The 21,576-nt window shown below is 73.2% G+C and carries 13 protein-coding genes; 12 read left to right on the top strand and 1 reads right to left on the bottom strand.

What is annotated here, in order from left to right:
• Positions 1–27 precede the first annotated feature (27 nt).
• The 12 genes from IE311_RS21295 to IE311_RS21240 all read left to right on the top strand — a co-directional run bounded on the left by IE311_RS21295 (position 28) and on the right by IE311_RS21240 (position 20,567).
• The gene (locus IE311_RS21295) at positions 28–2,250 is read left to right on the top strand and encodes a right-handed parallel beta-helix repeat-containing protein (RefSeq protein ID WP_189833352.1); all 2,223 of its coding nucleotides are present in this window, start codon (positions 28–30) and stop codon (positions 2,248–2,250) included.
• Positions 2,251–2,411: 161 nt separating this feature from the next.
• Positions 2,412–3,242 (top strand): cupredoxin domain-containing protein, encoded by an 831-nt coding sequence (locus tag IE311_RS21290; RefSeq protein ID WP_229902059.1) that lies wholly within the window; start codon positions 2,412–2,414, stop codon positions 3,240–3,242.
• Entirely contained in the window at positions 3,239–4,543 is a 1,305-nt protein-coding gene (locus tag IE311_RS21285; protein WP_189833351.1) for a hypothetical protein, read from the top strand. The genes IE311_RS21290 and IE311_RS21285 overlap by 4 nt, the downstream gene beginning before the upstream one ends.
• A gap of 343 nt (positions 4,544–4,886) precedes the next feature.
• Entirely contained in the window at positions 4,887–9,797 is a 4,911-nt protein-coding gene (locus tag IE311_RS21280; protein WP_189833350.1) for an RICIN domain-containing protein, read from the top strand.
• Positions 9,798–9,931: 134 nt separating this feature from the next.
• Positions 9,932–11,254 (top strand): hypothetical protein, encoded by a 1,323-nt coding sequence (locus tag IE311_RS21275; RefSeq protein ID WP_189833349.1) that lies wholly within the window; start codon positions 9,932–9,934, stop codon positions 11,252–11,254.
• A gap of 62 nt (positions 11,255–11,316) precedes the next feature.
• On the top strand, positions 11,317–11,958 hold the full coding sequence (locus tag IE311_RS21270; RefSeq protein WP_189833348.1) for a TetR/AcrR family transcriptional regulator: 642 nt from the start codon (positions 11,317–11,319) through the stop codon (positions 11,956–11,958).
• A 113-nt stretch (positions 11,959–12,071) separates the two neighbouring features.
• Positions 12,072–14,270 (top strand): molybdopterin-dependent oxidoreductase, encoded by a 2,199-nt coding sequence (locus IE311_RS21265; RefSeq protein WP_189833347.1) that lies wholly within the window; start codon positions 12,072–12,074, stop codon positions 14,268–14,270.
• A 189-nt stretch (positions 14,271–14,459) separates the two neighbouring features.
• Positions 14,460–15,935, top strand: a complete 1,476-nt coding sequence (locus IE311_RS21260; protein WP_189833346.1) for a CitMHS family transporter — start codon at positions 14,460–14,462, stop codon at positions 15,933–15,935.
• A 141-nt stretch (positions 15,936–16,076) separates the two neighbouring features.
• Positions 16,077–16,904, top strand: coding sequence for a hypothetical protein (locus IE311_RS21255; RefSeq protein ID WP_189833450.1), 828 nt, complete (start codon positions 16,077–16,079; stop codon positions 16,902–16,904).
• Positions 16,891–17,715: a class F sortase gene (locus IE311_RS21250; protein WP_189833345.1), complete on the top strand. Its 825-nt coding sequence runs from the start codon at positions 16,891–16,893 to the stop codon at positions 17,713–17,715. The genes IE311_RS21255 and IE311_RS21250 overlap by 14 nt, the downstream gene beginning before the upstream one ends.
• A 342-nt stretch (positions 17,716–18,057) precedes the next feature.
• A complete protein-coding gene (locus tag IE311_RS21245; RefSeq protein ID WP_189833344.1) occupies positions 18,058–19,449 on the top strand; it encodes an aldehyde dehydrogenase family protein in 1,392 nt (463 codons plus the stop codon).
• A gap of 35 nt (positions 19,450–19,484) precedes the next feature.
• Positions 19,485–20,567 carry a Zn-dependent alcohol dehydrogenase gene (locus IE311_RS21240; protein ID WP_189833343.1) on the top strand — a complete coding sequence of 361 codons (1,083 nt, stop codon included), beginning with the start codon at positions 19,485–19,487 and terminating at the stop codon, positions 20,565–20,567.
• 70 nt (positions 20,568–20,637) lie between these two features.
• Here the strand turns inward: IE311_RS21240 and IE311_RS21235 are convergent, their stop codons facing one another.
• On the bottom strand, positions 20,638–21,576 hold the full coding sequence (locus IE311_RS21235) for a PDR/VanB family oxidoreductase (RefSeq protein ID WP_189833342.1): 939 nt from the start codon (positions 21,574–21,576) through the stop codon (positions 20,638–20,640).

Here is a 21,576-nt window from a genome sequence, read left to right as displayed (position 1 = left end):
GATGAACAATGCTCTACTCTCACGCGCATGTCCTGGACCCGAAGGTTCGTCCTCGCGCTCACGGTCGTGCTCGCGGCACTCGCCGCGGCCCTGTTCACCGCACCCGGGGCCCAGGCCCACGAGGAGCGGCCCGTCACCTTCCCCGACGGCTCCGGCAGCGTGCCGAAGCTCCGCACCGGAGAACCCGACATCCTCGTCTGCAAGACCGACCGCGCCGACTTCGAGCGCCGGATCTCCGGCTTCCCGGCCACCCTCAAGGCCCGGAACCTCGCCCTCTACGAGCGCTGCGCCCGCACCGGCCACCGCCACCTCCAGCAGGCCGTCGACGCCGTCGACCGACCCGGCCTCACCATCGCGATCCTCCCCGGCCTCTACGAGGAAGAGCCCTCGCTGCCCCCGCCCACCGGAGCCTGCGCCACGCTCAAGGCCCCCAGGTCCGCGCTCGGCTACCAGATCCTCAGCTACGAACAGCAGCGGCAGTGCCCGCACAACCAGAACCTCGTCGCCATCCTCGGCAAGAAGAACCTCCAGATCGAAGGCACCGGCGCCTCACGCCTCGACGTCGTCATCGACGCCAAGTACCAGAAGCTCAACGCCCTGCGGGCCGACGGCACCGACGGCGTCTACTTCCGCAACTTCACCGCCCAGCGCACCACGTTCAACTCCCTGTACGTGCTCGCCGCCGACGGCTTCGTCATCGACGACGTCCTCACCCGCTGGAACGACGAGTACGGCTTCCTCACCTTCGCCTCCGACCACGGCCTCTACAAGAACTGCGAGTCCTACGGCAACGGGGACTCCGGCATCTACCCCGGCTCCGCCTCGGACATCAACGACGGCCGCGGCTACGACGTCCCCCGCTACTCCATCGAGATCACCGGCTGCCGCAGCCACCACAACATGGTCGGCTACTCCGGCACCGCGGGCGACTCCGTCCACGTCCACGACAACGAGTTCGACCACAACATGGGCGGCGCGTCCATGGACTCCGCCTTCCCCGGCCACCCCGGACTGCCGCAGAACCACGCCCGCTTCGAACGCAACCTGATCCACGACAACAACCAGAACTACTACCGGTACGTCGCCGACGGCACCTGCGCCAAACCGCCCGTCGAACGCGGCTACGAACAGGGCGTCGTCTGCCCCCAGATCTCCATGCCCCCCGGCACCGGCATCATCACCGCGGGCGGCAACTGGAACCTCTACGAGAACAACTGGGTCTACGGCCACCAGCGCGCCGCCTTCTACCTCAGCGCCGTCCCCGCCTTCATCCGCGGCGAGTCCGACTGGGGCAAACAGACCGACACCTCCCACCACAACCGCTACGCCGGCAACCGCCTCGGCGTCGACAGGGCGGGCAACGCCCGCCCCAACCGCAGCGACGTCTGGTGGGACGGCCAGGGCAGCGGCAACTGCTGGCAGACCGACACCGGCGCCTCCTCTCCCGGCGCCCTGCCCGGCTGCGGGGCGCGCCGAGGCGACGTCTCCGGGAACACCGACCGGCTCGTCGGCGAACCCGTGAAACTCGCCCAGCTCCTCGTCTGCGCCGACTACAACGTGCAGGCGCGCCGCCTCCCGGCAGGCTGCGACTGGTACGGCGCCCGCGGCCTCCAGCGCGTCGAGACCCAACTGGCCCTCGGCAGCTCCCTCGTCCTCGCCCTGGCGGGCTTCGCCCTCTGGTGGCGCCGACTGCGCGGCAGCCGGCTCGCGGGCGCCGCCACGCTCATCGGCTTCGCCGGTCTCGGCCTCGACGTGGCCGGCTCGACCCTCGCCCTCACCCCGACCGCCGTCCCGGCCCTCGCCCTGCTGCTCACCGGCCTGTGGTGGACCCTCCTAGGCCTCGCCCTGCGCCCCACCCGCCCCGTTCTCGCCCGGACCACGGTGGCCCTCGGAGCCCTCACCCTGCTCGACGCCTTCGACAAGGCGGTCCTGATGGTCCCGGGCATCCCCGTCGGCCCGGCCTGGCTCCGCCTCCTGCTCGGCATCGTCTGGGTCCTGTGGGCCGTGGTCGCGGCGGGCGCCCGCACCCCGCACACGGCGGAAGGAGAACGGCAGCGGGAACGGAATCCGGAGCCGGGCCCCGACCCCGATCCGGCCCCGGCCTCCGCCTCCACCCCGGCCTCCGCCTCCGCCTCGGCCCCGGCACCTGGACCGGCCTCGGGCTCGGCCTCCGTGCCGGAGCCCAGGCCGGGGCAGGAGTCCGGCTCCGGGCACACCGAGGCACGACCGCACGGAGAGGGACCGGCATGACGCAGCCCCATCCACAGCCGCACCCGCGCGTACACCAGCACCCACACCCACACCCACACCCGCACCCGAACTCGCACCCGAACCCACGCCCGCACCCGCGCGCGTCCGGGTCCAGGGCGGCGGTGCGGGCCCGTCGGTCGCCCGTAGCGACAGCACCCCTGGTGCTCGTCCTGGCCGCCGTACTGTCCCTCGCGGGCTGCGGCGGCCGGGCCACCACCCATCACAAGCCCGGTACCAGCCATCAGGAGGCCACCGGGACCAGCGGCACCCTGCTGGCGGCCCGGGACGAGGGCGGGCACCGGCTCAGGGAGCTTCCGACGGCGGACGCGCCCACCGTCAGGGCCGAGGCCCGCCCGGACAGCGAGGGCGGCTGGAACGTCCACCTCACCGTGGAGAGGTTCCGGTTCACCCCCGAGAGCACCGGCGGCGCGGCCCTCCCGGGCCGGGGCCATGCCCGCCTCCTGGTCGACGGCCGGGAGTTCACCCGGCTCTACGGGCCCTGGGGGTACGTACCGGCGGGCGCCCACACCCTGACCGTCCGGCTCCACGCGGACGACCACACGGTCTGGGCCGCCGCCGGCGCCCCCGTCCAGACCACCGTCCGCCTCAACGGCACCCCCACCGGGCCGACCCCCACCGGACCCACTCCCACCGGGTCCGCGCCCCCCGGCTCACCCCCCGCCTCGCCGCCCACCAGCCCCCGCCCGACCGCCTCCCGTACACCCGACCCCGGCCGGACCGTCACCCTCACCATCAGCGGAAAGACCGTCTCGCCACCCCCCTCCCGCATCGAGTTGAAGAAGGGCGAACGCCTCACCCTCCGGGTCACCGGCGACCGCGCCGACACCCTCCATGTCCACGGCTACGACCGCGAACTGCCCCTCTCTCCCGGCACGACCGCGACCCTCACCCTCGTCGCGGACCGCACCGGCCTCTTCGAGGTGGAGACCCACGGGTCCGGACTCCTCCTGACCCAACTCGTCGTCCGATGACCGGCCTCCCCACCCACGCCGCCCACGCCGCCGAGCTCGGCCTTCCGCTCGCCCACGGCGTGGGCTCCCGGCACGACCTCCCCCTCTCGCCCTTCTACGCCTACGCGGGCGCCTTCGCCGCGCTCCTCATCTCCTTCCTCGCCCTCGGACTGCTCTGGTCCACCTCACGCTTCCGCGGCGACCTGTCGGGACGCCCCCTTCCCGCCGCCCTCCAACGCCTCGCCGACGCCCCCGCCACCCGGACCGCCCTCCGGCTCCTCGGTGCCGCCGCCGGCCTCGTCCTCCTCCTCCACCTCCTTCTCGGCCCGGACGACCCGGACCGCAACCCCGCACCCGGCGCCGTCTACGTCCTGTTCTGGGTCGGACTCGTCCCCGCCTCCCTCCTCCTCGGCCCCGTCTGGCGCCTCGTCAACCCCCTGCGCGCCCTCCACGCCCTGCACCCGCCGCGGAACCCCCGCCCCCTGCCCGCCGCGGTCGGCATCCGGCCGGCCGCCGTCGGGCTCCTCCTCTTCACCTGGCTCGAACTCGTCGCCCCCGACAACACCTCCTCCGCCACCCTTCTGACCGCCCTGGCCCTCCACTGCGGCGTCCAGCTCGCCGGCGCGGCCCGCCACGGCGAGCGCTGGTTCGCCCACGCCGATCCCTTCGAGGTCTACTCCTCCCTGCTCGCCCGGCTCTCCCCGCTCGGCCGCCGCGCCGACGGCCGACTGGTCCTGCGCTCGCCCTTCCACGGCCTCGACGCCACCCCCGCGACCCCCGGTCTCGTCGCCACCGTCTGCGTCCTCCTCGGCTCCACCGCCTACGACGGCCTCTCCGACAACCCCCGCTGGATCACCACCCTCCAGACCTCCTCGCTCGGCCCCACCCCCACCGCCACACTCGGCCTCCTCGCCGCCGTCGCCCTCGCCGCCGCCTGCTACGGACTCTGCGCGGGCGCCCTGCGCCTGATGAACCGCTCCCTCACCACCCCGCTGACCTCCTTCGCCCACTCGCTCCTGCCCATCGCCCTCGGCTATCTCGTCGCCCACTACTTCTCACTCTTCGTCACCGAAGGGCCACGTACAGTCATCATGGCAGGGGGCACTGACAACGCCTCCGCACCCGCCCCGCTCCTGGGTCCCGCCGGCCTCGCGACGCTCCAGGTCGCCGCGATCGTCACCGGCCACGTCCTCGGTGTCGTCGCCGCCCACGACCGGTCCGTGCGCCTCTTCCCGCCCGCCCGCGCCGTCGCCGGTCAACTCCCGCTGTTCGCGCTGATGATCGCGTACACCCTCGGCGGCATCGGCCTGCTGATCGCCTGACGGCCCGCCCGCGTCGCCCTCGCGGAAATCGTTCCAAGTTTTCGCTTGATCAAGGGGGTTGGCCTGTGGCTATGGTGATCCCCGCGCGTCGAGCGGGGTCCGACCAGCCCCCACGACGGCGCGCACATCACCGGCGGCCGGGGGAACAGTGCCGCCACGGGGAGGGATGGACCACCATGCCGCGACCACGCTTCGCCATGCCCTGAGCGAGGCCGCCCGCGGCCGCTGCCCGGCTCCCGGGCGGCGCGTCCGCCCGACGCGTACCCGGAATTCCTTCTCCCGACGGGAGCCCCCACCGTCCTCGTTCCGTACGAAGGATGCAGTTTTGCGTTCCAGACCAAGGATGTTCGCATCCGGACCGCGGTTCTCCGCGATCCTCAGCCCACTGACCACCTCCGTGGTCGGCCTGGCCCTGCTCGGCGGCCTTGCCGTCCAGCCCGGCCTCCCCACCGCCCCGCGGATGGGAACGGTCGGCAACGACTACGACTGGTACACGGACACCGCCGCCGAGCAACTGCGGCAGGACCAGTGCCTCATGGCCGAGGTGCTGCGCGTGGGCGGACCCGCCATGGCGGCCGTCGCCAAGAGCGGGCTCGACCTGCCGCCCGAGGGCCTCCACACCGCGGCCGACCGCAAGTACTGGCAGGACACGCCGCTCGCCACGGCGTTCGAGAAGGACAAGGCCGCCGCCGACAAGGAGCTGGCGGACATCCACGCTCTCCGCGAGAGCTGGAAGAAGCCCGTGTACGGGCTCACCACCCCGGCGGGCATCAACGACGCCACCTTCCACTGGCCGCCCGGCATCAGCGAGGGCGAGGACTTCCACACCCAGACCGGCCTGACCAAGTGGATCGCCGACCGGTTCTGGAAGGACGAGGGCGACTTCTACGTCGATCCCACGCCGAAGGCCGACGAGAAGACCCGCAAGGCCGTCACCGACCTGGGCACCCCCCGCTACGGCACGCCCCCCGACCCGCAGACCAGCACCGACTGGTATCGCGACGGAGCCGAGCACGAGGGCTTCAAGTGGCTGAAGGAAGCCACCTTCGAGCCCACGGGCGCCGACAACGCCCGGCTCTTCCTCGCCGCCGGCGGCTTCCCCCGTACGGCCCCCGCCCCGGGGACGGCGGAGTTCCGCATCGCCGTCGAGGACATGAAGACGCGGTACTCGACCTGCGCCTGGCGCGACGCGATCGACCCGAACAAGGTCCTCGGACCCGTCGGCGGCACGGCCGCCGCCGAGTGGCAGCAGGAGATCGCCGCCCAGGCCGCCCAGCGGAACCGGATCGTCAACATGAGCGAGAGCGCCACCAAGGCGCTCGCGACCGGCTCGAGGGCGCTGGGCCAGATGCTCGGCCACTCCTGGGTCGCCGACCACCTCACCCGCTGGCAGGACCACTGGTCCGCGGGCGGCGTCGGCTGGATCGGTGACGCCGAGTCGACGATCGAGCTGAAGGCGGCACCGGGCAAGTGCCTGGAGTCCCAGGGCGGCGGAACCGCCAACGGCACCGCGGTCCAGGTCTACACCTGCCACGGCGGGGCCGGACAGAAGTGGCGCATGGAGGGTGACGACCACGGTCTGCACCTGCGCAACGTCAAGTCCATGACCTGCCTCGACGTCGCGGGCGGGGGCACGGCGGTCGGCACGAAGATCCAGCTCTACACGTGCAACAGCTCCGCGGCGCAGACCTGGGCGTACACCCCCCGCGCCACCACCGCGCTGAAGAACGTCGGCTCGGGCAAGTGCCTGAACTTCCCGACGTACGACCTCGGCAGGGACGCGCTGCTCGCCACCTGCAACAGCACCGGCCCGCAGCAGCTCACCATCAAGCCCTCCGGCAACACGGGCGAGGTGCAGCCCAAGGCCCACTTCGACCAGGCGGCGAAGGGCATCGCGGACGCCCGGGCGGGCGCGAAGGCGCAGCTGCTGATCATCAAGCAGCAGGCGGCCGCCGTCGTGGCGGCCGTGGCCGCCTCCGACGCCGCCGAGCAGGCCGCGTACGGCATCGCCGACTCCACGGGTGCTCCGCGAGGCCGCGGACTGCTGGTGGGTCTGCAGAAGGCCCAGGTCACCAAGGGTGTCTCCGCCGCGCTCACCGCGATGGTGAAGGCCGGCGAGACCGCCGAGGCCGCCACCCGGGCGGCCGCCGCGGACAGCGAGACGATCGCGCAGCGCGCGCTCGCCCAGGCCTCCCTGTCCAAGGCCGAGTTCCGCAAGGAGGCGGCCCGCGCCGCCGAGTTGCAGGCCAAGGCCGCCGCCGACGGGGCCAAGTTCCAGCGCGACACGGCCAAGCAGGAGAAGGAGACCGCCGAGGCCAAGCTCGCCGTCGCCGTGAAGGCGGAGGCGGACGCGAAGGCGGCTGCCGCCGAAGCCCGTGCCCGCCGGCTGTCCGCGGAGGCGGAGGAGAAGACCGCCGAGAAGGAGAAGCTGACCGCCGTCGCCAAGCAGGGCGAGGCGGCCCAGCACCGCAAGAGCGCCGAGGCGGAGGCGGTGAAGGCGCAGGACGCCAGGAAGCTCGCCGAATCCGCCGAGGGCACCGCGGTCGAGAAGAAGAACGCCGCGGTGAAGGCCAAGGACAAGGCCCGCGAGCTGCGGGACGACGCCTGGGCCGCCGAGCAGCGGGCCGACGCCGCCCGCGCCAAGGCGGACGCCAAGGAGGCCTTCGCCCAGGCGCACAAGGCGGACGAGCACGCCCAGTCGTCCCGGGAGGCCGCCGACGCCGCGGACACCCACGCGGACAACGCCGAGGCCGCCGCGGGCCGGGCCCGAGGCGAGGCCGACGCCGCGACGGAGGCCGCAGCCGAGGCGGACGCCGCCGCCACGCGCGCCGAGGCCGCCGCGGGACGGGCCCGTGCCGACTCGGACGCGGCCCAGGCAGCCAAGCTCAAGTCCGAGGCGGCGGTCAAGACCGCGACCAGCGCCGTGGCCGACGCCCTCAAGGCATCACAGCGCGCCGCCGACGCGGCGAAGGCCGCCGTGAAGCTCGCCGACGAGGCGGAAGCCAGGGCGAAGGAGGCCAAGACCCACGCGGACGAGGCGAACAAGGAGGCGGCGAAGGCCCTGGCCGCCGCGGCCGAGGCCGCGGGCTTCGCCCATGTCACGGCCCAGGCGGCCGTGGACGCGGGGAACTCGGCCTCCCAGGTCGCCCAGCCCGCCAACGACGCGATCCAGCTCGGCTCGCCGTATGTGACGACGGACTCCGCCGCCGGCCTGGTCGTGCTGACCGGTCAGGCGTCGAAGACCATCGCCGAACAGCAGAAGGCCGTCGCCGACGCCCACGCCGAGAACGCGAAGGACGAGGCGGCCGCCGCCAAGGCCATCGCGGACGCGGCCACCGGCGAGGCCAAGCAGGCGTACGTGCACGCCGCCAACGCCGCCGGACACGCGGCCGACGCACGCGGCTACGCCAAGGAGGCCCTCGGCTACGCGGCCGACGCCGCCCGTGCCGCGGCCAAGGCGGCCGAGTCCCTGACCCGTACGGTCGAGTGGGACCGTCAGGCCGGCGAGGACGCCGCCGCGGCCGACAAGGCTGCCGGACGCGCGGAGGGCCATGCCAGGGCCGCCCGCGACTCCGCCGACCAGGCGGCTCTGGACGCCGAGGGCGCCCGGTCCGCGGCTGCCGCCGCCGAGCAGGCCGCCAAGGACGCCCGCGCCGCGGCCGACCGCGCCGACGCCGCCGCGACCGAGGCGGAGGAAGCCGCCAAGGACGCGCTGAGGTACGCCAAGGAGGCGCAGCAGGCAGCCGACTCCGCGGCCCGGAAGCAGGCCAACCAGCAGATCGCGGACGGCGCGGGCACGGGCGGGGTCGGGGGCACGTTCTTCGTCGTCGACGAGAGCACCCTCAACGTCACCGACTCCAAGCAGCGGGCCCCCTGCGTCCTGGAGCCCGGCTGGATCGGTTGCACGGTCACGTTCGACGTCACCTTCGACGTCGAGGTGGACTTCTTCATGTGCACCAACCCGAACGTGCCGGCCACGGCCGCGGGTTGCCCGTCCGAGGACACGCTGCCGTTCCAGCGGCAGGCGTTCAAGGGGCTGAAGAAGGAGGTCACCCGCTACTTCAGCAAGTGGGACCTCATCGAGGAGACGATTGTCTACAAGGTCATCAAGGCCGCCCTGCTGCAGGACTTCATCGACTGCTGGAAGGGCAGCGCCGGCGGCTGTGCCTGGGCCGCGAGCAACTTCATCCCCGGCAAGGCGTTCGCCAAGGTCGGAGAGGCGATCACCGCGCTCCACGCCGCGCTGAACACCGGGATCGGCGTCCGGGACGCGTTCAAGACGCTCAAGGCGCTCGACGGGCTGGACCCGGCGACCCTCGCGCGGCTCGAGAACACGGTCAACCTCTACGAGGACCTGCTGACGTCCTGCGCGCGCAACAGCTTCCCGGGAACCACCCGGGTGCTGATGGCGGACGGCAGCCACAAGCCGATCGCCGACGTGCGCGTCGGCGACCGCGTCCTGGCGGCGGACCCGGACAGCGGTGAGCGTCGCTCCCAGACGGTGTCCGCGACCTACGCGCACGACACCGACCGGCTCGTCGACATCACCTTCGCCGACGGGTCCGTCCTGACGAGCACCGCCGGACACCGGGTGTACGTCGAGGGGCGCGACTGGACGCTCGTCTCCGCGCTGCGCACGGGCGACACCCTGCGTACCCCCGGCGGCTCGACGCTCGCCGTCACCGGGCTGCGGGACCGCGCGGGTCTCGTTCCGCGCGAGGTCCACGACCTGACGGTCGAGGGCCTGCACACGTTCTATGTGCGCGCCGAGGGGCAGCGGGCGAAGGACCTCCTGGTCCACAACTGCGCGAAGCTCACCGACGAGATCGACTTCCCCAACAGCGGGGCGCACACGCTCAGCCGCCACGTCAACGTGACGCCCGAGCAGGCCAAGGCCTTCGCGCTCCAGAACGAGCTCAAGGGTCTGGCGCCGATCAGCACCGTCTGGACCGACCAGGACGTCGCGCAGGACGCGGTCAACGCCGTCATCCAGTACTACTTCTTCCCGAACGGCAACAGGCGGGAGGCCAGCTTCACGGCCCTGGACAACTTCCTCAACAAGCGGGGCCAGTGGCGGAACAAGGACGAGTTCCCCATCAGCGGCAGGTACGACAAGCACGAGTCGCTCGGGAAGGTGTACGACACCGAAGGCAATTGGGTCGCAGCCGGGAACGAGGTCAGGCTGGTGCTCAAGAGGCTGCCGCGACAGACCGGACACGACGGGTTCATCGTCTACACGGCGTATCCGGTCTGACGGATCCCCTCGGTGTACGAAGGCCGAGGGCCGGAGGCCGGTGACCTGATCGCCGGCCGAGCATGACGACGGGCCCGCTCCTCCGACGGAGCGGGCCCGTACGGCGTGGGACGAAGAAGCGAGAGGAAGCGGGCATGGCAAGACAACGCGAGGCGTACGGAGCCTTCTACGAGGGGGACTTCGGTCTCAGCGCGCTCGCCGCGCGCGTCCACGCCTCCTCCGGACCCGTCGACCCGTCGACGGTGCTGGGCCTCGCCGCGGACGTGGCCGGGCTCGGCGAGGGGGAGGGCGCCGTCGAACTCGGAACGGACCTGGGGCTCCTGCTGGACTCGGCCGTGCCCGACGAGGCGCTGCGCACGGTGTGGCGGGCGGCCACGGGAGGGCGCTTCGACCCGGCCGGCCACGGCACGGACTTCCGCGGCCGGCTGCGCCGGCTCGCCGAGCTGTACCCGGCCCGCGCCCGGGAGAGGACACCTCGGCACTGGTCCCTCCTGCCCCCGCCCGTGATCGAGGAGGCGGACCTGCGCGAGGACGTCGTCGCCGAGATCCGGGCGTCGGCCGCCGAGGGGGGCGCCTTCGTGGCCCCGCCGTTCGCCGGCCTTCCGGGAGCGCTGGAGTCGATCGCCACGGAGGCCGACGCGGACCTGGCCCTGCGCCTGCTCCTCCGGGTCCTCAAGGTCCGTCGCATCACCGTGGGGAAGGCGCAGTACGACCGGCTGATGGCGCTCGACGAGCGCCTCGCGTACCCGGGTCCACTCGTCTACGACGACCTCGCCGTACGGTGGCCGCCCGTCGATCCCACCCGGCGTGACGCGGAGGGGGACTTCGGCCTCACCGCGCTCGCGTCCCGCTTCGCCGGACCCTGGCACGCGCACACGCCCCGCGAGATCCTGGCGCTTGCCGTGGCCGACGACGAGACCGGACAGACCCCGGGCTCCGCGGCGGCCGCGCTGCTCCAGGACGCCCTCCGGCTCCTGGAGTCCCCGCTGCCCACCGCCGTGATCGTCACCCTGTGGGGGGCCGCGTCGGAGCGGGGCTACGACATCGAGAGGGCGGGCGCGGACGGCAGGGAGTGGCTCCGGACGATCGCCGCGGCCTGCCGCGACCACCTCGCCGAAGTCGCCCCCGACCACCGGCCCGGCACACTCCCGGTCCGGACCGGACACAGCGGCGCCGTCCAGGACCTGCTCCGCGAACTGACGCCGGATCTCGCGCGCCGCACGGTGAGTCCGCACGCGCACCCCCTCCCGGGAGCGGTCGCGGCCGATGCCGTGGCGCATGTCGTCACCGAGGTCGACCCGGACCTCGGCCTCCGGCTGCTCGTACGCCTCCTCGCCGTCCTCGCCGTCCCCCTCACCGAGGAGCGGTACGTCCGCTTCCGCACGCTCGGCGAGCGCTTCGGTTACGGCGCGTGGCATGTGTCCGAGGCCCTGGAACCGCTCGTCCGGAGCGACTGAGCGCCGGTGTCCCGGCCGCTTCCCCGACCGGCCGGGTCCGCCCGGACGGCCGGAACGGCATCATGGACCCCGTGCCCCAGTCCCACGCCCGACCCCCGTCCGCATTCCGCCGCGCTCCCGTGCAGCAGCGGAGCGCCGAGCGGCTCGCCCGCATCCTCGACACCTGTGCCGAACTCCTCGACGAGACCGGTTACGAGCAGCTGAGCACCCGTGCCGTCGCCGCCCGCGCCGGTGTCCCCATCGGTTCCGTCTACCGCTTCTTCGACAACAAACGGGCGATGGTCGCCGCGCTCGCCCACCGCAATCTCGACCGGTACGCCGAGCGGATCGCCGCCCACCTCGCCGCCACCGCCGACCCCGACCCGCACGCGGCGATCGACGGTGTCCTCGACGAGTTCATCGCCATGAAGCGGACCGTCCCCGGCTTCGCCCTCGTCGACTTCGGCGTACCGGCCGCCGAGGAGACCGGAGAAGGGGCCGCCGAGGACCCCAACGCCCTGGTCGCAGAGCGGATCTGCGAACTGCTCGCCGCCCACCTCGGCCGTCCCGCCGACGAGGCGCTGCGCCGCAAGGTCCGGGTCGGCGTCGAGACCGCCGACACCCTCGTCAGGCTCGCCTTCCGCACCGTGCCCGAAGGCGACCCCGCCGTCATCGACGAGACCCGGCAACTCCTCCACGCCTATCTCGCGCCCTCCCTGTCCTGACCCGTCGCTCGTCCCAAGCCCCCTCGTCCCGACCCTCCCGGACGTGCCTACCGGTCGGTATGCTCGCGGCGGGCCGATGCCCCGGCCCGACCCGCCGCCCTCCGGGAGACGTCATGTCCACCGCCCTGCGCATCTGCCCCCTCTGCGAAGCGACCTGCGGACTCACCCTCACGCTCGACGGAACCCGGATCACCGGGGCCCGCGGCGACCGGGACGACGTCTTCAGCCAGGGCTTCATCTGCCCCAAGGGCGCCGCCTTCCCCGAGGTCGACGCCGACCCGGACCGGCTGCGCGGGCCACTGGTCCGGAAGGACGGCGAACTCCGGGAGGCGAGCTGGGAGGAGGCCTTCGACACGATCGCCGCCGCGATCCGGCCGCTGATCGAGGAGTACGGCCCGGACGCGGTGGGTATCGTCCTGGGCAACCCCAATGTGCACACCATGGCGGGCGCCCTCTACCCGCCGCTCCTCATCGGCGCGCTGCGCACGCGGAACCTCTTCACGGCGTCCACGCTCGACCAGATGCCCAAGCACGTCTCCAGCGGGCTGCTGTTCGGAGACCCCTTCGCCGTCCCCGTGCCGGACCTGGACCGCACCGATCACCTGCTGATCGTCGGAGCCAACCCGCTGGACTCCAACGGCAGCCTGTGCACCGCCCCCGACTTCCCCGGCAGGCTCAAGGCGCTGCGCCGCCGGGGCGGCACCCTCACCGTCGTCGACCCCCGGCGCACCCGCACCGCCCGTCTCGCCGACCGGCACGTCGCGATCCGCCCCGGCGCCGACGCGCTGCTCCTCGCCGCGCTCGTCCACACCCTCTTCGAGGAGGGGCTCACCGACCTCGGCCCGCTCGCCGCCCATGTGGAGGGGGTCGAGGAGGTACGGGCCGCGGTACGGGAGTTCACTCCCGAAGCGGTCGCCGACGCCTGCGACGTGGACGCGGACACCCTCCGCGCCCTCGCCGGGGAACTCGCCGCCGCGCCCACAGCCGCCGTCTACGGGCGGATGGGCAGCTCCACCGTGGAGTACGGCACCCTCGCCAACTGGCTCGTCGACGTCCTCAACATCCTCACCGGCAACCTCGACCGGCCCGGCGGGGCCCTCTTCCCGCTCTCCGCCACCGCGCCCGCCCCGCGCCCCGCCGGACCGGGCAGGGGCTTCGCCCTCGGCCGCCGGCACAGCCGGGTCTCGCACCACCCGGAGGTCAAGGGGGAGCTGCCGATGGTCGCACTCGCCGAGGAGATCGAGACCCCGGGGGAGGGCCGGATCCGCGCCGTGATCACCGTCGCCGCCAACCCCGTCCTCTCCGCCCCCGACGGCCACCGGCTCGACGCCGCCCTCGGCACGCTCGACCTGATGGTGGCCGTCGACCCGTACCTCAACGAGACCACCCGTCACGCCGACGTCGTCCTTCCCCCGCCGCCGCCGTCGCAGAGCGCCCACTTCGACTTCGCCTTCAACGGCTTCGCCGTCCGCAACCAGGCGCGATTCACCCCGGCCGCCGTCCCCCTCGACGAGGGCCGCATGGACGAGTGCGAGATCCACGCCCGGCTGATCCTCGCGGTCTCCGGCATGCACGGAGCGCCGCCGTCCGCCGTCGACGACCTCGCCGTCGACACCACCCTCGCCAAGGCGGTGACACAGGAGCACTCGCCCGTGTACGGAGCCGACCCCAAGGAGTACGCCGCCCTGCTCGACGGCGCGAGCGGGCCGGAGCGCCGGCTCGACCTGATGCTGCGCCTCGGCCCGTACGACCTGGTCCTGGAAGACCTCCGGAAGGCGCCCCACGGCATCGACCTCGGTCCGCTGAAGCCCCGCGTCCCCGGCCTGCTCAAGACCCGCAGCGGACGGATCGAGCTCCTCCCCGCCCCCGTCGCCGCCGATCTGCCCCGGCTGCGCGCCGCGCTGGAAGCGGCGGTCCCGGACGGACTCGTCCTCGTCGGAAGGCGGCATCTGCGCTCCAACAACAGCTGGCTGCACAACACCCCGGCGCTCGGCGGAGGCTCGAACCGCTGCACCCTCCAGGTCCACCCGGAGGACGCGGCCCGGCTGCGCCTGACCGGGGGCGGGCTGGCCCGGGTCACGGCCGAGGGCGGCGAGCTGGCGGTCGAGGTGGAGATCACCGACACCGTGCGGAACGGGGTGGTGAGCCTGCCGCACGGCTGGGGCCACGACCGTCCCGGCACCCGGCTGAACGTGGCCGCCGCACGCCCCGGGGTCAACGTCAACCAGCTGCTCGACGGCTCCCGGATCGACCCGCTCTCCGGCACCGCCGTCCTCAACGGTTTCCCCGTCACGGTGACGCCCCTGCCGTGATCCCGGCGGCGACCCGGGCCGCGCCCCCGGTGTGCCCACTGCCGTGAACGCTGCCGCGACCACTGCTTTGACCTGGGGTTTTGCTCGTATTGCTCACGCGTCAACGTCTTGTTAACGGCAGAAGAGGGCACCTACCGTCATCCGGACCGCCGCTCGGCGGAGTTCAACGGTGAACGTGAGGTGCCCTCCATGCTGACCGTCCTCGGCTTCGCCATGATCGCGACCTTCCTGGTCCTGATCATGATGAAAAAGATGTCGCCGATCGCGGCGCTCGTGCTGATCCCGGCGCTCTTCTGCGTCGCCGTCGGGCAGGGGGCCCAGCTCGGCGACTACGTCATCGAAGGCGTCGGCAAGCTGGCACCGACCGCCGCGATGCTGATGTTCGCGATCGTCTACTTCGGCGTCATGATCGACGTCGGCCTCTTCGACCCGATCGTCCGGGGCATCCTGCGGTTCTGCAAGGCCGACCCGGTGCGGATCGTCGTGGGTACGGCGGTGCTCGCCGCGATCGTCTCGCTGGACGGCGACGGCTCCACCACCTTCATGATCACCGTCTCGGCGATGTATCCGCTCTACAAGCGGCTCGGTATGAGCCTGGTGGTCATGACGGGTGTTGCCGCCACGGCGAACGGCGTCATGAACACCCTGCCCTGGGGCGGCCCCACGGCCCGCGCCGCGACCGCCCTCAAGCTGGACGCCGCCGACGTCTTCGTCCCGATGATCCCGGCGCTCGGCATGGGACTGCTCTTCGTCTTCGTCCTCGCGTACGTCCTCGGGCGCCGCGAGCGCAAGCGCATCGGCTACCTCACGCTCGACGAGGCCCTGGTGCCCGAGACCGACACGGTGCTGGTCGCGACGGGCGGCGGTGCGGGCGCGGGTACCGGTGCGAGTGCGGCCGACGGCTCCGGCGGTCGCGCCGGTGCCGGTACCGGCACGGGTCCGGACCTGGTCGAGCGGGCGACCGGCGGCCCCGGCGCGGACGGAGACGTGGACGGGGACACGGACGGAGCGGCGGGCGGGGGATTCCAGGGCCTCGACCCGCACCGCGCGACCCTCCGTCCCAAGCTGTACTGGTTCAACGCCGGTCTGACGGTCGCGCTGCTCGCCGCGATGATCCTCGAACTGATGCCGATCCCGGTGCTCTTCCTCCTCGGCGCCGCGCTCGCGCTCACCGTCAACTACCCGAACATGGCCGAGCAGAAGGCCCGTATCGCCGCCCACGCCGACAACGTCCTCAACGTCTCGGGCATGGTCTTCGCCGCCGCCGTCTTCACCGGTGTCCTCACCGGTACGGGCATGGTCAAGCACATGGCCGACTGGCTGGTCGGCGCCATTCCCGAGGGCATGGGCCCGCACATGGGCCTGGTCACGGGCGTCCTCAGCATCCCGCTCACCTACTTCATGTCGAACGACGGCTTCTACTTCGGCGTGGTGCCGGTCCTGGCGGAGGCGGGTGCCGCCCACGGTGTGTCGCCCCTGGAGATCGCGCGGGCCTCGCTGGTCGGTCAGGCGCTGCACATGTCGAGCCCGTTGGTGCCCGCCGTGTACGTCCTCGTCGGCATGGCGAAGGTGGAGTTCGGCGACCACACCAGGTTCACGGTGAAGTGGGCGGCGCTCACCTCGCTGGTGGTTCTCGCGGCCGGGATCCTCTTCGGGATCATCTGAGCCGTCGGCGGCGTGTCTGCGCCGGACGGGCGACTTCGGAGGGTGGCGTGCGCATGTCGCCACCCGCTGTGTCCATGTTGTGACAGATAGTCCGATTATCGGTTCAAACTGTCCGACAAGCTCCCTCGGGAGGAACCCCGCATGACCGCTCGTACCGTCCGCTCCCTCGCCGCCACCGCGGCCGCAACCCTCACCTTCGGCGGCCTCGCCCTCGCCGGGGCGCCCTCGGCCTTCGCCGCTCCCGGCGACAGCGGCGACATCAAGGTCCACAGTGCCGGCACGCCCTCCGGGTCCCAGAGGGACGAGGCGAGGGTTTGCAGGTTCTCCTTGGCGGCCTCCGGTTTCGAGACCGTCCAGCAGGTCAACTGGACGATCTCCCGCCTGCCGTCCGCCAACGGACCCGCCCTCTCCGGGCAGCTCGCCCTCGCGGCCGGTGCGGGTCACACGGATTCCCTCTCCCTGCCGAGCGGGCAGTACCGGCTCACCTGGACCTTCCAGGGCCAGACCGTCGTGGTCAGGCCGAAGGCCTTCCGGGTCGCGTGCCCCGGGGACACCCTCGCCAGTCCGCCACCCGCGGACGGGAACGGTGACGGAGGCAACGGCGCGGGCGGAAACAGGCCCGGCCCGAACGGTCAGAACCCGAACGGTCAGAACCCGAACGGTCAGAACCCGAACGGCCAGAACCCGAACGGCCAGGGTGCGGGCGGCTCGGGCGGGGATCGCGGCGACTGGGGCAGCGGCAGGGGAGAGAGCGGCGGCTGGAACGGCGGCGGCAACGGCTGGAACGGCGGACAGGCCGACGGTCCCCCGCGGGGCGCGGTCGGCGCGGGTGGCGGCGGCAGTGCCGTGGTCGCCGCCGAGGACTCCTCCGCCTTCGGCGTCGGAGCGGCCGTCGCGGCCGGCCTCGCCGGCACCGTCGGGCTGGTCCTGATCCGCCGTTCGCGCCGCCGCGGCAATGGCGCCGCGTAGGTCCGCGCGCCTCACGCGCCGTCAACGGCGCCTGTTCCGGCTCGCCAGGACCGCGACGATCGCCGTGGTCCTGGTGGTCGGCGGCGTCTGGTGGGCCGGTGACGAAGAACCGGCCGGCCCGGCGCTCGCCGCCGGCCGGGTCGCCGTCGGCGGGGCGGGCGGGGCGGTCGGAGAGACGACTGCCCTGGACCACAAGGCGGCGGTCGGGGCGAAGGCGGAGGTGAGGTCCGGGGCCAAGGCGGAGGTGAGGTCCGGGGCGAAGCCCACGGTGAAACCCGGGGCGAAACCCCGGGCGAGGGCGAAGGCCGTGCCGTCGCCCAGGCCGTCGCCCCCGCCCGCGCCGCTGGCCCGTTCGCGTCCGACCGTCGTCGCCGTACCGGCCATCACCATCGAGGCCCCCGTGATCGGACTCGGTCTCGACGGCGAAGGGCGGCTCGTCACGCCGCCCGTCGACAATCCGAGGGTTGTCGGCTGGTACGAGAAGGGGGTCACCCCCGGTGAGCGCGGGACCGCCGTCGTCGTCGGCCACCGCGACACCCGTACCGGGCCCGCCGTCTTCCTCAGTCTCGACTCGCTCAGCCCCGGCAACACCGTCCGGGTCGCCCGCGCCGACGGCAAGGTCGCCGTCTTCACGGTCGACCGCGTCCGGACGTACGCCAAGGCCGACTTCCCCGACAAGGAGGTGTACGGCGCCACCGGGCGGCCCGAACTGCGGCTGCTCACCTGTGGCGGCGCCTTCGACCGCAGTAAGGGCTACGACGCGAACATCGTCGTCTTCGCCCATCTCACGGACATCGCCCAGAAGATCTGAACGGAGGTTCCGCCACAGGTTCCAGCAGAGATTCCCCCAGGGTCCGACGGATCCCAGCCGCTCCGTCGGCCCCCTCCCCGCCGCGTCCGCCGGGCCGCGCCACCCGGCGTGCGCCCGCCGGACGCGGCGCCGTGCCGGGTCCCGGAACCCTGTCCAGGTGCCGAAGGCCAGTTCCGGCGCCGGGCGTCTGTCCGGTCCCGACGTGGACAGGAGACGCGGGACGGCGGCACGATCGGCCGGGTATTGAGACCGGGGGCACGTTCCGAAGCCCTGGCGCCCAAAAACTATCACCGCTAGTTTGGTGGGTGCGAAGAACCGGTCGGTAACGTGAGGAGACAGCGGATGCAGGCGCACGACGCGATGTACATCGGCGGGGAGTGGCGGCCCGCCGCGGGACCCGACACGATCGCCGTCATCAACCCGGCGGACGAGCAGGTCATCGGCCATGTCCCGGCCGGCACCGCCGAGGACGTCGACGCCGCCGTCCGGGCCGCCCGCGCCGCGCTGCCCGGCTGGTCCGCGACCCCGCCCGCCGAGCGCGGCGCCCGGATCGCCGCCCTGCGCGACGCGCTCGCCGCCCGCGCGGAGGAGATCGCCGCCACCGTCACCGCCGAACTCGGCTCCCCGCCGCAGCTCTCCGCCGTCGTCCACGCCGGACTGCCGATCGTCGTGGCCGGGACGTACGCCGAACTGGCCACGACCCACCCCTTCGAGGAGAAGGTCGGCAACTCGACCGTCTACGCCGAACCCGTCGGCGTCGTCGCCGCGATCACCCCCTGGAACTTCCCGCTCCACCAGGTCGTCGCCAAGATCGCCCCTGCCCTCGCCGCCGGCTGCACCACCGTCCTCAAGCCCGCCGAGGACACCCCGCTCACCGCCCAGCTCTTCGCCGAGGCCGTGCACGAGGCGGGTCTGCCCGCCGGTGTCTTCAACCTGGTCACCGGCCTCGGCCCGGTCGCGGGCCAGGCCCTCGCCGAGCACCCCGACGTGGACCTCGTCTCCTTCACCGGCTCCACCGCCGTCGGCCGCCGCATCGGCGCCCTCGCGGGCGGCGCCGTCAAGCGCGTCGCGCTCGAACTCGGCGGCAAGTCCGCCAACGTGATCCTGCCGAGCGCCGACCTCGCCCGGGCCGTGTCCGTCGGCATCGCCAACGTCATGTCCAACTCCGGTCAGAAGTGCAGCGCCTGGACGCGCATGCTGATCCCCGCGGACCGGTACGAGGAGGCGGTGGAGCTCGCCGTCGAGGCCGTCGCCAAGTACGTCCCCGGTGAGCGCCTCGGCCCGCTGGTCAACGCCAAGCAGCGGCAGCGCGTCCGCGGCTACATCGAGAAGGGCGTCGAGGAGGGTGCCCGGCTCGTCGCCGGCGGCCCCGAGGCCCCGCTCGAGACCGGCTACTACGTCTCGCCGACCGTCTTCGCCGATGTCACCCCGGAGATGACCATCGCCCAGGAGGAGATCTTCGGGCCCGTCGTCGCGCTCCTGAAGTACGAGGACGAGGCCGACGCCCTCGCCATCGCCAACGGCACCGTGTACGGACTCGCCGGAGCGGTCTGGGGCGAGCCCGAGGAGGCCGTCGCCTTCGCCCGCCGCATGGAGGCCGGCCAGATCGACATCAACGGCGGCCGGTTCAACCCGCTGGCCCCCTTCGGCGGCTACAAGCAGTCCGGCGTGGGCCGGGAACTCGGCACGCACGGTCTCTCCGAGTACCTCCAGACCAAGTCCCTCCAGTTCTGAGTCCTCCCGTCCCGAGCGCAGAAGGAGCAACGAGCGTGATCCGCGCCGCCGTCCTGCCCGCCGTCGGCTCTCCGCTGGAGATCACCGGCATCGAACTCCCCGAGCCCGGCCCCGGCCAGGTCCGGGTCCGGCTCGCCGCCGCCGGGGTCTGCCACTCGGACCTGTCCCTGTCCAACGGCACCATGCGCGTCCCGGTCCCCGCCGTCCTCGGCCACGAGGGCGCCGGCACCGTCGTCTCCGTCGGCGAGGGCGTCACCCATGTCGTCCCCGGCGACGCGGTCGTCCTCAACTGGGCGCCGTCCTGCGGCGCCTGCCACCCCTGCTCGCTCGGCGAGGTCTGGCTCTGCGCCGACGCCCTCACCGGCGCCGCGAACATCCACGCCCGCACCGAGGACGGCACGGAGCTCCACCCCGGGCTCAATGTCGCCGCCTTCGCCGAGGAGACGGTCGTCGCCGCGAACTGCGTCCTCCCGGCGCCCGACGGCGTGCCGCTCACCGACGCCGCCCTGCTCGGCTGCGCCGTCCTCACCGGCTGGGGCGCGGTCCACCACTCCGCCCGGGTCCGCGAGGGCGAGACGGTCGCGGTGTTCGGTGTCGGCGGCGTGGGCCTCGCCACCCTCCAGGCCGCCCGGATCGCGGGCGCGTCCACGATCGTCGCCGTCGACGTCTCCCCGGAGAAGGAGGCGCTCGCGCGGGCGGCCGGGGCGACCGAGTACGTCGTCGCCTCCGAGACCACGGCGAAGGAGATCCGGAAGCTCACGGGGGGCCGGGGCGTCGACGTGGCCGTCGAATGCGTCGGCCGTGCCGTCACCATCCGTACCGCCTGGGACTCCACCCGGCGCGGCGGGCGCACCACCGTCGTCGGCATCGGTGGCAAGGACCAGCAGGTCACCTTCAACGCCCTGGAGATCTTCCACTGGGGCCGCACCCTCGCGGGCTGTGTCTACGGCAACTCGAACCCGGCCGTGGACCTGCCGGTCCTCGCCGAGCACATCCGGGCCGGCCGGCTCGACCTCGGGGCGCTCGTCACCGAGCGGATCACCCTGGACGGCATCCCCGGCGCGTTCGAGAACATGCTGGCGGGCAAGGGCGGCCGGGCCCTGGTGGTCTTCCCCTGACCGCACGCGCGAACGCGGAAGCCCGTACCGGCGCACCGGTACGGGCTTCCGCGTTCCCGCGGTCCGGGCCTCACAGATCCAGGACGAGCCGGGCGCCGCGCGAACGCCCCACGCAGATCATCATGGTCGTACCCGAGGCCTTCTCGTCCTCGCCGAGGACGGAGTCGTGGTGCTCGGGAGTCCCCGCGACCACCTTCGTCTCACAGGTCCCGCAGTAGCCCTCCTCGCAGGAGTACGGGACCCCCGGCACCACCTCGCGCACGGCGTCGAGCAGGGTCCGGCCGGGCTCCACGCGAACGGTCCGGCCACTGCGCCGCAGCTCGACCTCGAAGGCCTCCGGCGCTTCCTCCCCCTCCGGCGGCACCGGCGCGGGAGCGGCGCCGAACCGCTCCGTGTGCAGCGGACCCGGCCACCGTTCCGCCACGGCCCGCAGCAGCCCCTCGGGGCCGCAGCAGTACACGGCCGTCCCCGCCGGAAGTCTGCCGAGGACGGCGTCCAGATCGGGCGGTCCCGCCGTGTCCCGCGGTACGAGGGTGACCCCGGAGAGGCCGGCGAGCTCCTCGCGGTACGCCATGGTGGCGAGGCTCCGGCCGCCGTACACCAGCGACCACGACCCCGGCGGCAGGGCGCGGACCATCGGCAGCAGGGGGGTGATGCCGATGCCTCCCGCGAGGAACAGATAGCGCTCGGCGGGCACCAGCGGGAAGCGGTTGAACGGGCCCCGCACCCCGAGGACCGTGCCCTCCCGCACGGAGGTGTGGATCTCCTCCGAACCACCCCGCCCGCCGGGCTCCCGCAGCACCCCGAGCCGGTACGTGCTCCGGTCCGCCGGGTCGCCGCAGAGCGAGTAGTGCCGGACGGTGCCGGACGGCAGCGTCACCTCCAGATGGGCGCCGGGCTCCCACGGGGCGAGCTCGGCGCCCGAGGGATCGACGAGCAGGAGCCCGAGGACACCCTCGGCCTCCCGGACGGCCGACCGGACCGTGAGCCGGGCCATGGGCATGGACAT

Origin of the sequence: Streptomyces zaomyceticus, assembly GCF_014656215.1 — a bacterium.
GTDB lineage: Bacteria > Actinomycetota > Actinomycetes > Streptomycetales > Streptomycetaceae > Streptomyces > Streptomyces zaomyceticus.
The sequence above is the reverse complement of the archived record's forward strand: the minus strand, read 5'-3'. Positions and strand labels throughout refer to the sequence as shown.

Coding starts and splice junctions, on each gene's coding strand:
- IE311_RS21295 (WP_189833352.1), top strand. CDS start 28: ATGTCCTGGACCCGAAGGTTCGTCCTCGCGCTCACGGTCGTGCTCGCG.
- IE311_RS21250 (WP_189833345.1), top strand. CDS start 16,891: ATGGCGCCGCGTAGGTCCGCGCGCCTCACGCGCCGTCAACGGCGCCTG.
- IE311_RS21255 (WP_189833450.1), top strand. CDS start 16,077: ATGACCGCTCGTACCGTCCGCTCCCTCGCCGCCACCGCGGCCGCAACC.
- IE311_RS21280 (WP_189833350.1), top strand. CDS start 4,887: ATGTTCGCATCCGGACCGCGGTTCTCCGCGATCCTCAGCCCACTGACC.
- IE311_RS21270 (WP_189833348.1), top strand. CDS start 11,317: ATGGACCCCGTGCCCCAGTCCCACGCCCGACCCCCGTCCGCATTCCGC.
- IE311_RS21245 (WP_189833344.1), top strand. CDS start 18,058: ATGCAGGCGCACGACGCGATGTACATCGGCGGGGAGTGGCGGCCCGCC.
- IE311_RS21260 (WP_189833346.1), top strand. CDS start 14,460: ATGCTGACCGTCCTCGGCTTCGCCATGATCGCGACCTTCCTGGTCCTG.
- IE311_RS21285 (WP_189833351.1), top strand. CDS start 3,239: ATGACCGGCCTCCCCACCCACGCCGCCCACGCCGCCGAGCTCGGCCTT.
- IE311_RS21275 (WP_189833349.1), top strand. CDS start 9,932: ATGGCAAGACAACGCGAGGCGTACGGAGCCTTCTACGAGGGGGACTTC.
- IE311_RS21265 (WP_189833347.1), top strand. CDS start 12,072: ATGTCCACCGCCCTGCGCATCTGCCCCCTCTGCGAAGCGACCTGCGGA.
- IE311_RS21235 (WP_189833342.1), bottom strand. CDS start 21,576: ATGTCCATGCCCATGGCCCGGCTCACGGTCCGGTCGGCCGTCCGGGAG.